General features: G+C 41.5%; 9 protein-coding genes. 3 read left to right on the top strand and 6 right to left on the bottom strand.

Annotation, left to right across the window (positions count from 1 at the left end; translation table 11 throughout):
- Nucleotides 1-13 precede the first annotated feature (13 nt).
- From ACULLH_RS05310 to ACULLH_RS05300, 3 genes are all read left to right on the top strand, one after another.
- Nucleotides 14-592 carry an MBL fold metallo-hydrolase gene (locus ACULLH_RS05310; protein ID WP_454087681.1) on the top strand — a complete coding sequence of 193 codons (579 nt, stop codon included), beginning with the start codon at nt 14-16 and terminating at the stop codon, nt 590-592.
- A gap of 50 nt (nt 593-642) precedes the next feature.
- Nucleotides 643-891: a hypothetical protein gene (locus tag ACULLH_RS05305; protein WP_454087680.1), complete on the top strand. Its 249-nt coding sequence runs from the start codon at nt 643-645 to the stop codon at nt 889-891.
- Between the two features lie 206 nt (nt 892-1,097).
- On the top strand, nt 1,098-1,469 hold the full coding sequence (locus ACULLH_RS05300) for a SnoaL-like domain-containing protein (RefSeq protein ID WP_454087679.1): 372 nt from the start codon (nt 1,098-1,100) through the stop codon (nt 1,467-1,469).
- A gap of 86 nt (nt 1,470-1,555) precedes the next feature.
- Here the strand turns inward: ACULLH_RS05300 and ACULLH_RS05295 are convergent, their stop codons facing one another.
- The 6 genes from ACULLH_RS05295 to ACULLH_RS05270 all read right to left on the bottom strand — a co-directional run bounded on the left by ACULLH_RS05295 (nt 1,556) and on the right by ACULLH_RS05270 (nt 13,217).
- Nucleotides 1,556-2,260, bottom strand: a complete 705-nt coding sequence (locus tag ACULLH_RS05295; RefSeq protein ID WP_454087678.1) for an energy transducer TonB — start codon at nt 2,258-2,260, stop codon at nt 1,556-1,558.
- A 52-nt stretch (nt 2,261-2,312) separates the two neighbouring features.
- The gene (locus ACULLH_RS05290; protein ID WP_454087677.1) at nt 2,313-2,720 is read right to left on the bottom strand and encodes a VanZ family protein; all 408 of its coding nucleotides are present in this window, start codon (nt 2,718-2,720) and stop codon (nt 2,313-2,315) included.
- Nucleotides 2,713-3,093, bottom strand: a complete 381-nt coding sequence (gcvH, locus tag ACULLH_RS05285) for a glycine cleavage system protein GcvH (RefSeq protein WP_454087676.1) — start codon at nt 3,091-3,093, stop codon at nt 2,713-2,715. Before gcvH ends, ACULLH_RS05290 begins: the two co-directional genes overlap by 8 nt.
- A 116-nt stretch (nt 3,094-3,209) precedes the next feature.
- Entirely contained in the window at nt 3,210-10,319 is a 7,110-nt protein-coding gene (sov, locus tag ACULLH_RS05280) for a T9SS outer membrane translocon Sov/SprA (protein WP_454087675.1), read from the bottom strand.
- Nucleotides 10,320-10,324: 5 nt separating this feature from the next.
- Nucleotides 10,325-10,906, bottom strand: a complete 582-nt coding sequence (gene ruvA, locus ACULLH_RS05275) for a Holliday junction branch migration protein RuvA (RefSeq protein WP_454087674.1) — start codon at nt 10,904-10,906, stop codon at nt 10,325-10,327.
- Nucleotides 10,907-10,919: 13 nt separating this feature from the next.
- Nucleotides 10,920-13,217, bottom strand: a complete 2,298-nt coding sequence (locus ACULLH_RS05270; RefSeq protein WP_454087673.1) for an NADP-dependent malic enzyme — start codon at nt 13,215-13,217, stop codon at nt 10,920-10,922.
- Nucleotides 13,218-13,255 lie beyond the last annotated feature (38 nt).

Below are 13,255 nucleotides of genomic sequence, written 5' to 3'. Positions count from 1 at the left end.
AAAAACCACAGCCATGCGTACTACCTTCTTCTCACTGATATTTCTTTTTGCATTCTCCACATACAGCCAAGATGTCACCATTTCAATAGACACATTGAGTCAAAACGCCTATATGTTGACCGGTAGGGGCGGAAATATTGGTATTTATGTGGGAAATAACCAGGTATTTATGGTCGATGACCAATTTGCGCCATTGAGCAATAAGATAAAAGCAGCAATTGCCACATTAACCGATAAGCCTATTACGTATGTGGTCAACACCCATATGCATGGTGATCATACTGGGGGGAATATCAATTTCAATACAGAAAATACCACCTTGGTCGCCCATGACAATGTCCGGGAAAAACTCAAAGCAAAAGGGCAAAAAAATCTGGAAGACAACAAAATGAGCCAGCAAGATTTTGAGAACAGTCTGCCCGAAATCACTTATTCCGAAGGAATGACTTTTTATGATGGGGACGAAATCGTAATGGCCATCCATGTTCACAACGCACATACCGATGGGGATACCTTGATCTATTTTGTCAATGAAAATGTGCTGCATATGGGCGACACCTACTTTGCAGGACGTACCCCTATATTGACCTAAATAATGGTGGTAGTATCGAAGGTTATATCGCGGCCCACAAAAAAGCCTTAATGGTCATTAATGAGAGCACCAAAATCATCCCTGGCCATGGAAGACCTTCCAACAAAAAGGAGTTGGAAACCTACACCACAATGCTGAAAGACATCCAAAACATTGTTCAAAAGGAAATTGATGCCGGGAAAACGCTGGACCAAGTGAAGAACAATACATCCCTATTATCAAAATATGATGCCACCCATGGCAATGGCTATATCAATCCTGAAAAAATGCGGGAGACGGTATATAAAAGCTTGAAATAGGCTTTCAAAGGCAATATTTAGGTATACTCTATATTAAGAATTAACAACCTTACCTACCCTTTATTTTCGAATTCCCGAGATGTAACCCGCTAATTTGGTGGTTTTAGGGAAATCCATAACAGCATTCGGGAAAAATCGGCAAACAATAAGGCTTGTTCCACATCTATTTTTGCTCAAAACAATTTATTAACCTTAAACATTCATTTATGGAAACTACAATACAAGAGCAAGAATTATTGACAAAAGCAAATGAGGTAACCGATTTATTGGCTGAAGGGAAATTCATTGAGGCCATGGAAAATTATCTCGCTGATGATGTACAACTTTTTGAAGGAAACAATCCTGCTAAAGTTGGCAAGGAATTTTGTCTTTTGGAAGAACAAAAATTATTGGACACAGTAACTGCCTTTCATGGTTATAAAGTAACCAGTGGCCCTGCCGTAAAAGGAGATACGACATTTTATGAAGCTGTAATGGAGTTTGATACCAATGATGGCTCAAAACATAGATTTGAGCAAGTTGTGCGCACGCAATGGAAAGATGGGAAAATTATTAATGAGCGTTATTATCACGCTTAATTTCCCATAGATTTCTCTCAACAAAAAAGCCCTGGCAAAAATACCAGGGCTTTTTCATTCCTGCCTCGACAGGAACAATAAATATCTTATTGCAACTTAAAGGTAATCGGAATACTAAACGGAACCTTTACAGCTCTACCTCTTTGTTTACCAGGAGTCATTTTTGGTAACTTCTGAATAATACGCAGAGCTTCTTTTTCCAAGTTTTTGTCCGGTCCTCTCATCCTAATATTTCCGATACTACCATCTTTCTGGATAACGAAGATTACGTTTACCCTTCCTTGAACACCCATTTCTTGTGCAATTTCTGGGTAGCGGAAGTTTTTACGGATATGCTTCTGCATCATTTCCTGGAAACAAGCCTTTTTGTTTTTAGACCTTTCACATCCAGGAAAAACAGGTACGTCTTCAATAACTGCAAATGGAACTGAGATATCTTCTTCTACCTCTTCAACCTCTACCTCCTCAACTTCCATCACTTCCTCTTCTTGACTAGTTTCGGTGGATTCGATAACGGTTTCTTCAACTTCCTCTTCATCCTCAACAACCTCGATAACTTCCGGAGCAGCTGGTGGCGGTGGCGGTGGCGGAGTCTTTATCTGCTCCGTCATTGGCACCTCTTCGTCCAACTGATCCTCAACGTTCATTGAGATATCATAATCGTTAGACTTATCATATTTCTTCCACTCCATGGCTCCGTAAACCAACCCCAAAACTGCTGCCAACCCTATCACAAAATAGAGCGAACTGTTTTTTCCTACATCTGCTTTTGGATTCTTTTTTAGTTCCATCGTTTTGATTTTAGTATTTGCTAATTTAATATTTAATTGGTTAAATAAACAATTAAAATTTCCATTTTAACGGCCTTTCCTTAGAAAAATACCATTTAATTAAGCCAACTCCTACAATTGCACCAAAAGTATTCGCTAGTACATCTCCAAATTCAGCCATTCTATCTGAGGTGAGTGTATATTGAAGCACTTCCATTAACATTCCATAAAACACCGCCACAAAACCCATTAAAATTACCGCTCCTCCCAGCCTTATACTTCCATGTGTACGCTCGCGCAAAAAAAGGCATCCCAAAACCGAAAAAATCATGTAAAAGACAAAATGGGTTATCTTATCAGCATAGGGTATATCCAATTCACCGGTATCAAGATCTAACCCAGAAAAAGAAAATAAGCTGAGCATTGTAATAAACAATATCCAGCTTACGAATAAAAAGGTAAATGCATAGGTTTTAAGCACCAATCAATGCCTTATAGTCTTCATCGCTCATTAGTCCCTCAGTTTCAGAAAGATCGCTCATCTTAATTTTGATCATCCAACCTTCTCCGTAAGGGTCCGTGTTCACCTTTTCGGGCTCATCTTCCAAAGCCTCATTAAATTCAATAATCTCACCGCTCAAAGGCAAAAACAAATCGGAAACGGTCTTTACGGCTTCCACAGTACCAAAGACCTCTTCCTTATCCAAAGTCTCATCAACCGTCTCGACTTCTACATAAACAATATCGCCCAACTCGCTTTGGGCAAAATCTGTAATCCCAACGGTGGCAACATCTCCTTCGATTTTTACCCACTCGTGGTCCTTAGTGTATTTTAATTCTGCTGGAATATTCATTGTTGAATTTTGTTTAAGTACGTTGACAAATGTAACGGATAAAGCATTGCTTTTCAAGTAAATTTTACAACAAAAAAATATCGGTTAAAAGTGTAGGGAAATCTAACACTCAAAGATTAATTTCCGAAATTGTATCTGAGCGTAAATCCTGTGTTGATCGTTGTCTGTGGAAAGGCCGTAGACACCGCAAATTGAGAGAAGGAGTGGTCGTAAAAGAACAAAGCATTTAAACTTTTGCTCAATGCATAGTCGGCCGTAAACTTTACGGACATTAATTTTTGACCCGAAGTTATCTGGTTATTGTCGATATCCAAATTTCGGATTATGGTAATATTATCCCTAAGGGATAAATCTGCTTTTAAGTTCAAATCTCCTTTAAGCCTGGTTCTCTCTCCACCAATGTTGGTCACGAACTTTACATCCTTAAATCGATACCCTAAGCCCAAGGTATATTCCTTTCCGTTGATCTCTGTCAACAAGTTGTTGTCAAAACTCAATGATAATGTTCTATCGGTTCTGACCTCAGCCAAAAAGCTAAAGGAATTCTTCATTTCAAAATCAACCCGCATTAAGGGGTTGAACTGGTCGGTCAACACCACATTATTAATGATATTCTCCGGCAGAATATCATCTGTTTCAGGATCAAACTGATTATTTTCCCTTTCCAAATTGGTCTGGAATGAATTAATACTATATGCCGCTCGATACCCATGGCTTAAAGAGAAACGCTTGAATTTCTTTTTGAACCATCTGTTCTTCATCAAGCCTGTGTATTTAATGTTCCAATTGGGGATTGGGATTTCCCTGAAGGCATCCAAGTTGACACGATTTACATCCTGTCCGGTGTAGGCAGCGAAAAAAGCGGGCAATAAAACTTCTTGTTGGGTCTTCCCGTAACGTTCTGGAAAACCATCATCATCTAAAGTTCCTGGAGTTTGTCCCCTATCTGAGACCAATCTATTGGCAATGGTTATTCGGTTTTCCTTAAACTGTTCAAACGTTTTGGAATCAAATTCGTCACTCTTATTGAAAATGGTCCCAATCATTACCGTAGAAATACTGAAATTCCCCAATTCGTTGATCAAACCATCATTTCCATTTATCCATTCCTCTGGACTATAATTTTCTTGCAAGCTGCTGGAAAATTGTCTGTCCGCAGTCAAATCTATGGTCAAATCTTGGGTAGGCTGAGCGGTAGCGGTGATGTTCAACTGTCTATTCACATTTCGCAAATACTGTGAATTAAACTCAGGGAATGTCGTCAACCATCCATTCCGGGCAGCTTGGAACCGGACATCCGACTGACTTCCAAAAACAAAACCAAGGGTAGGGCGTGTGGTTCCTATAAATCCGATAGATTGGGTATACCCGGGCAATACCGTACCCCGATTCTCGCTGTAATTGATATTGACCCGTTTAACCATGGTCACTATATCAATCAATGTGTTGTAGGCCTTGCTTGTTTTCTTAGGAGGTCTTTCATCTTCCGCTCCTGATGCCGGGTTGCCAGCTTTATCCCGTCTTACCCTTGCTTGACTGGCCGTAACCTTACCATCCCGTTTTTTCAACCCTAAAAAGTCGTAGAAACGTTGCATGGTCAAATTACCTGTCAGATTGTGGGTGCTTGCGTTCTGAACTGTGTTAATATCCTCCCCGGCTACTTCATTCAAGGCATCTCCACCCCTTTGCCAGTCAAAATTACTGGTATAGGTGTATTGTGCATTGATAAAATTCAGAAATGGGATTTTATCAAATGGCAGCTCATAGTTCAGTTGCATTTGTTGCGAATGCCTATTGGGTTCACCCACATCGAAAAATCCATCCCATAGGTCCAATTCTTGATTGATTCCAGAATCGGGGTCACCATCAAGATTGAAATAGTTACGTACAATATTGTTATTGGATCCTGTGAAATTCAATCGCAACGATTTGCTGATATTATAGTTGAGGGCATATTGCCAGTTGAACAAATAATTGCGCTGTTGCAGCAATGGCAATGACAGGGCTTCAACACCAGGTTCCAATACATCTCTAAACCGTTGTTGGTTAAACGATCTATTTAGATTCGCATTTACCGATAAACTGGTTGGCAACAGGTTAAAGTTTAGCTCTTTCAACCATTGCCAGTATTTACCCATTAAAAGGGAATCGTTCTTTGCAAACGGAGCAACGGGTGCTGGTTTAAAATTGTGGTTATAAACAAATCCGGTGTTCACATTTTGATCTCGCAAGTCGGCCACTTCGAAATCTCTGTGATTGGTCTCATTGTAAGAATAATTGAACGTGAAGTTTTCTACGTCGAAAAAGTTCTCCTTGGCTTCTTCACCTCTATTCTTTCTAACACCAATAAGATTTATACTTGTTCTCTTTGTGTAATCTTCCGCCTGTTTTCTTATGGTTTCGGCATCTTCTGCGGTAGCCGCTGCCGCAATACGGTCATCGAGCTTAAGGTCATCATAAACCGGGTCAAATTCGGGGGTAATCAGGGTTTCCGAAATACCATAGTTGAACGGTATTTGAATTCCCCATTTTTTCGGAAGCAATTGACCAACATTGACATTGGTGACCACATCATAGGAAATAGCATCTTCCCTAGAGCGCTCGTTGGGCATTTGATCAATTGATCCAAAACCAGAGGTACTTCTGCTACCAGTAGCCGTAACATTGGCGAAATCGGCCATGTTCGCATCCAAAGCTGCTATTGCAGCCCATCCGCCATTGTTGTCCAAACCGGCCAAACGCAGTTCGTTGAACCAAACTTCTCCTCGCGCAGGTAGGTCATCAATGTTTTTGACCCCAACCATCATTCCCCGTAAACTTCCCAAAGATGGATTACCTCGTATTCCAATGCGAAGCGTTCCCAATGTTCGAGGGGCAAACTCATCCACGGGAACTGCCTCGCCATTCACAATTTCGTAATAATTGATTTGGTTAAGTGTTTGTTCTGCAATGCCTCTTGATTTTACTTTGTTCAAATCGCTAAGGTCAATATCAATTTCATTGACTTCGGGCCAAATCTCCTCGGCAGAAGTCACATTGAATGAAGTAAATTGCAATGGAAGCTCAATTTGATAGAAGTTCTCCGAGAAATCCGTACCAATTCGAAGGAAACCAACCAAAGGGGTGTCGTCATCTGAGTAGTCTCCATCCAGTATTTTTTCGGCATGCATAAACATTTTGATGCGCTCATACTGTCGCACATCCATATTCACATTTTTAAAGACTCCCCTTGAATCCTCTGACTCCAAGTTTTCCACAACAAATGATAGGGATTGCTCGTTTTGACGGATGATGGTGTTATTGTTATTCAATTGTTCCCTAATAACTCCCGGAGGTAAAACATAAGGTATGGGTTGTCTGCCAAAATTCTCTTCAATGTTTACAGTGTTCACATCGGTAACGGTGCCATCATCGGATGGATCATTATCCACATCGGGTTGCAAAGAGTTGGTGTATGTTCTCCAATCGCCTCTTACCAAATCCAAAGTGGCAAAACGAAGTGCAACATCATCGGAGAAGCCTGTTAGATACATCCGCATAAAACTCACAGAGCGAAAATCAGTAATTCCTCCAACAGCTTCAGTGAAATCGCTTAATGGTATTTTATATTGTATCCACCTTCGATTCAATTGACTCCCGTTTGGAAGTGTAGGTGTCAAACCTTCTCGGATATCGGTTACATATTGATCATCGATTGTTGTGTTTGGCCTAATTTGGATACGATATTCAAAATAGCTGTTTACCGTATTCATGGTCAAATCCCTGTCGATATCCTCAACGTCCGGTAAAGTGGTTGAGCCCCTGTTTGTATTGGTAACCGCTACAGGAGAGTTTCCATCAGGGTTATTGAAATCGATATACCGCTCCAAAATGCTTCCTTCCCTATTTAAATAGTATTGGTAATTATCCAATGCTGGGTCTTCACTGGGACCATTATAGATGGCCGCCTCTTCTGAATCATCCAATCCATCAAAACCGACATCTTGTTGACTACGGTTGGTTTCATCGGCATCAAAAGCATATACCAAAGATTGGGTCGAAGGCACCTCTCCCCATATGGTCTGTCGTGGCGTTTCATTGTTGGTACTCGCTGGAAGTCCATTTTCATACTGCTTTCTCCCATCCTTTAGGATATCTTCAGAGATATTTCCAAGATTGAATACCAATTCACCCACATTACCGTCCACAGTTTCACCATCTATATATGGATCCAATACCCAAAACTGCACAAACTCCACATTGGATTGCTCAAAGTTGGTACTGCTCAACGGTCGCATAATCCCAGCCCATTTTGCCTGAGGGGTTTCTGCAGCAAAGTCTGGGTTGGCATTGTAAGGCCCTTTTTGGTTTGGATAGTAAACCAAATCCAGGGTTCCTTGAACCTGGGTTTGCCCTTGGGCAATATCGGTCTCGGTAAATATTTCGTTGATGAATACCCTTCTGGTAGTACTGAGAGAAACATCGTTATCGGATAACCCTGTAGGTCTTTGGTTGGTATAAAAAATTGGGTCGATGGTATACCAAGCCATTTTTGCCCTTTCATAACCAACATCGATATCCGTTCTATCTTGTAAAAATTCCACTGGTGGACTTGCCAGAGACCATCCCAAAGACGACCTGATATCTATTAATGCCTGCGCACCTTCAAAATCATCAATATACGTTGTGGTCTCTCCTTCAAAATCAGCATTTTTTGGAGAATTGGGCTTTAAAACCGCTACTTCTCCCCGTATGGAAAGGTTGGAAGGCACATCTGTATCAATATTGGGCAGTTTGTTCGCCAAGCGGGTCAAAAATGGGATTTCTGTACTGAAGTTTCCATTTAGGCCAAAGATCGTATTGTTGACCGGTTCAACACCAAAATTTGATTTTTGGGTCAATGGCCTTTCGTTTAAGTTCAATAAAGTTCCTCCCAGCACAAAATTTTCATTGAATTTGTGCTCTACATTAATCCCTGTAAATCTTCTTGTCTGCTGTCCGAAAACCGCGTTGTTCTCTACCGAAATATTTATCGGGGTGTTTGAAGCCGCCAAACTTGGATCCAAAATCTGAACTGTTCCAGCCTGATAATTCACGGTATAGTCTATTCCCTCTTGCAGCTGTCTTCCTCCGGCTGTTACCCTAACAGACCCACGTGGTACGTTAAATGCTCCAATAGGGATACCATTGTTTCCTTCGGATTTGTATCGTCCTTTGATTTGGAAACGGTTCTTTTCGGCATCCTGCAACGAAGCGGCCTTAGTCTTGGCATACATATTTCGAAATACATATCGCTGCTGGTTCACGTTGTATCCCTGGTCATTCTCTACATCATAGACACCTCCACCCAATTCATTAAAGAGAAACTCCCCGAAAGGTTCGATCTTAGTGAAAATTATGCGTCCCGATTGCGTATCCACAGTAATACCGGGAACATAATCGAAGAAACCATCACCACCAGGCTGCACATCATTGTAAACGTTCAACCTGTCCCAATTGAAGACATCAATCAGAATACGTTCTTCCAGTCCCGTAGGCCACCCTGCATTGGGGTCAACAGGCGTAATATAATTTCGAGGTGTCGGGTCTGAGTATAAAATATTCAGTTTAAAATCTTCCTGGCTCAACTGGAATGCACCCGTGGAATAGATATTTTTCATCATCAAATCCCAAATAGGGTCATCCACATTGGTAATGTTACTCTTCAGCAACTTCAGAATCAACGTGTTGTTCTCAATGATAGGATTCACCCCTCCGGAAACCGTGGTGGCATCGACTCCTCCATTGGCAAATTCACCAACCTGGAACACTTGGCCATCTATGGTATACTGAAAAGCGACACCCAATACCTCATCATTGCTCAACCTTTGGTTCAATGAAATGTATCCCAATTGTGAATCGAATTGATAGTCTCTTCCGATCTCCAGTTTTCGTGCATTCTCCAAAATAGCGTAATCAAATCCTTGGTTCACCTGATATCCCGGAATGTTGAACCCTTGTTCCACTGTTGCAATGTCACGTATGGATTGAGTCAAGGCCCCGGTTCCAATCTGGTTGGGATCAAAATCATTTGCATCATTCCGAGGATACCCAGTAGCTATTGCGGCTGGATTGAAGAATCCTGCCGGAGCACCTCCATTGATTCCAATACGCGTCCTGTTTTCCAAAGCCTCACCCAAATCTTGGATAGCGACCACATTTCTCACGTTCAACGTCTGTTGGTTTCGGTTGGTCACCCATACCTCCAGTCTAGTAATCTGAACCTGGCTTCTAATGAAAGGATAGTTCTCCAAAGCTCTATCATAGTTATCCCTAAAATATTGAGCCAAGAAAAAGTGCTTGTCCTCATCATAGTCCAATGCCGTTAAGGCAAATTCGTTGAGTGTTCCTCCTCCTTGTGCCACAACGGTATTGTTTTGGGAACGTTGCTCGGAAAACACAGCGGTAACCGTAGTCTTTCCAAATTGCAATTGGGTCTTGATTCCAAAAAGACTTTGTGCTCCAGAAATCAATGAACTGTTGAGGGGCATGTTCACATTACCGATTTCAATTTTGCGAAGAATATCGTCTTCATCCGGGGTATAATCCAATTTTACCAAATTCTGAAAGTCGAAAGTGGCTTCGGTATCATAATTTGCCGTTACCTGTAGGCGTTCTCCAACTTTCCCCAATAAACTCAAGCTGATGCGTTGATCAAAATCAAAGGAAAGGTTGGTCCGGTTTCGGGGCGAAAGGGCCGGATTATCATTTTTTTGCCATAAAACTCCCAAATCCATGGCAACAGAACCTTGCGGAATCACTTCAATGGTGTTACCTCCGAAAACAGATTCAAAAAAGTTGTTGTTCACATAAAAATTCGGCAGTAAGTTTTTACGGGCTTCTTCGGACCCTGCCTTCTTTCCAACAAAAGCATCAATTTTTTGCTTGAAATAGGATTTCATCTGCTCTTTCTGAACCAAATCGTAATATTGTTCAGGAGTGAGGATTGTTGGATGTGTTATGTTGAAGTCACCGACACTCTCAGTGTAGATATAACGGTCCAATTGAGGGTCGTAGGTGTATTTTGCAATAATGCTGTTGGGGTTTTCCAAAATCAAGCGTCCAAGCGCCACTCCAGTTTGCACAGAGTCTTGAACCTGAACATCGGTTTCTTGTCCCACACTGGTGATGGTGGTCAAGAAACAAGCAATAAAGAAAAAGTGCTTAAATCTTAATGATTTAAGTATCGGTTTTGCCCCTCTTTTCAAACTAGTTACAAATTTTTCAGCGCCAATTTTATAATGTTCTCAACGCTTAATGAAGGATCTTCGGATAATACCTTGTCCACAACCTTTTCGGATTGTCTTCGGACAAAACCAAGAACCTCTAAAGCAGATAACGCTTCTTCTTTGCTAGTATTGTTTGATTGTAGGGAAACTTCACCCATATCGTAGACTTTCAAAATCTTGTCTTTAAGATCGAGAATCACCCGTTGCGCAGTTTTTGCTCCTATCCCCTTGACTCCCTGGATAGTAGGAACATCACCGTTGGCAATCGCATCACGAACTTGAACAGGTGACAACGATGATAACATGGTGCGAGCCGTACTCGAGCCAATACCCGACACGGAAATCAACAATCTGAAAATCTCACGTTCAGTTTTTTCTACAAATCCAAAGAGGGTATGGGAGTCTTCCTTGACCTGTAAATGGGTAAATAATTGTATGTTTTCCTGATCTTTTATTTGCGAAAATGTGTGCAGGGATATATTTAAAAAATATCCAACTCCGTTGCATTCCACAATGACATAGGTAGGATTCTTTTCGACCAGTTTTCCTTTGAGATGGGTAATCATTTTTTTGGATTATCTATTCGGTTTCCATTTTGGCTTTTCTTCTCTTTTCCCGCTCTTGGGCATCTATTACGGCCACTGCCGCCATATTTACCATTTCATCCACACTGGCCCCAAGTTGAAGTATGTGGGCTGACCTTCTAAGGCCTACCATTATAGGTCCTATCGATTCTGCATTGTGCAAGCCTTTGAGTAATTTATAAGTTATATTGGCAGATTCCAAATTGGGAAATATCAAGGTATTTACTTTTTTCCCGGCCAATTTGGAAAATGGAAAATTGTTATGACACAGTTCTTGATCCAATGCAAAATCGGTCTGAATTTCTCCATCTACCACCAACTCAGGCATACGTTCATGTAAAATTTCCACCGCCTGTCTAACTTTTTGGGCATTAGGGTGATTTGAAGAGCCATAGTTGGCATAAGATAACATAGCCATGACCGGATTAAAGCCAAAGGTACTGGCCACATTAGCCGTCATTTTGGCAATTTCAGCTAAATCTTCGGCATTTGGATCAACATTGATTGATGTATCGGCCAAAAAAAGAGGACCTCTGTCCGTAATCATAATATTTACCGTGGAAGCATTTTTTACTCCTTTAGCCCGTCCCAAAACTTCAAAAACAGGCTTAAGCACTTTGGGGTAAGATCTTGAATATCCTGAGATCATACCATCGGCATCTCCTTCTAAAAGCATCATGGCCCCAAAATAGTTTCGTTTGCCCATGTTAATTCGAGCGCTATATTGGGTCTCTCCCTTTCGTTTTCGAGACTCCCATAGCTTCAGAGCGTATCTGGTTCGAATCTCCTTGGATTCATCAGATCTTGGATCGATTATGGTGACATCAGCATCAAAATCCAACTCCTTTTTCAGAGCTTCGATAACTTCCCTATTTCCCAATAATATTGGAATGGCAATTCCCTCATCATGGACAATCTGGGCAGCTTTCATCACATCCAACAGTTCAGCCTCAGCAAATACGATCCGTTTTGGATTCATGCGTGCCCTGTTGTGCATCAATCGCATTACCTTATTGTCGTTACCCGATCGTTGATACAGCTCTTCTTCGTACTTTTTCCAATCCCTGATAGGTGCTTTTGCCACTCCACTGTCCATTGCTGCTTTCGCCACCGCTGGAGGAATTTTGGTAATCAAGCGTGGATCAAATGGTTTTGGAATGATATAATCCTTGCCAAAAGCAAGTCGAGTGGTGTCATAGGCAATATTCACTTGCTCAGGAACAGGCTCTTTGGTCAAATCCGCCAAGGCTCTTACAGCCGCCATTTTCATTTCTTCATTGATCTTGGTCGCCCTAACATCCAAGGCTCCCCTAAAAATGAATGGGAACCCCAAAACATTATTCACCTGATTGGGATGGTCGCTACGTCCCGTTGCCATAATAATATCGTCCCGGGTTTTACAGGCCAGACCGTACTCAATTTCCGGGTCTGGGTTTGCCATTGCAAAAACAATAGGGTTTTTGGCCATGGATTTGAGCATTTCCGGGGTCAGAATGTTTGCAATCGAAAGTCCAATGAAAACATCCGAATCTTTCATCGCTTCTTCCAAAGTGTCTATTTTTCTATCGGAAGCAAATTCCTTTTTTTCCACAGAAAGACTATCTCTATCATTTCGAATGACACCTTTACTATCCAGCATCACAATATTTTCTGCTTTGGCGCCGAAGGCTTTATAGAGGCGTGTGCATGAAACTGCTGCCGCTCCCGCACCACTCACCACAATTTTGACCTTGTCCATCTTTTTATTGGCCAATTCAACAGCATTTAACAATGCTGCAGCCGATATAATGGCGGTTCCATGTTGATCATCATGCATTACAGGGATATCCAATTCTTCCTTCAGTCTGCGTTCAATCTCAAAAGCTTCAGGTGCCTTGATATCTTCCAAATTGATTCCACCAAAGGTGGGTGCAATAGTCTTTACGGTCTCTACGAATTTATCGACATCCGTTGTATCGAGTTCAACATCCATCCCGTCGATATCAGCAAAAATCTTGAACAACAAGCTCTTTCCTTCCATTACGGGTTTTGAGGCTTCAGGGCCTATATTTCCCAATCCCAACACCGCAGTCCCGTTGGAAATAACTGCTACAATATTTCCTTTAGCGGTATACTTATAAACATCTTCGGGGTTTTTCTCAATTTCCAAACAGGGCTCGGCCACACCAGGTGAATATGCCAATGCTAAATCGCGCTGCGTTGCGTATGGTTTGGTGGGAACAACCTTTATTTTACCTGGTTGGGGTTTAGCGTGATATAATAGTGCTTCCCTACGTTGGTTTTCTTTGCTCATACCTGATTTTTAGAACAGCTTGTTAATTTTAGAAGCTT

The organism is Flagellimonas sp. 2504JD4-2 (genome assembly GCF_053642935.1).
This window is presented reverse-complemented; position numbering and strand designations above follow the sequence as displayed.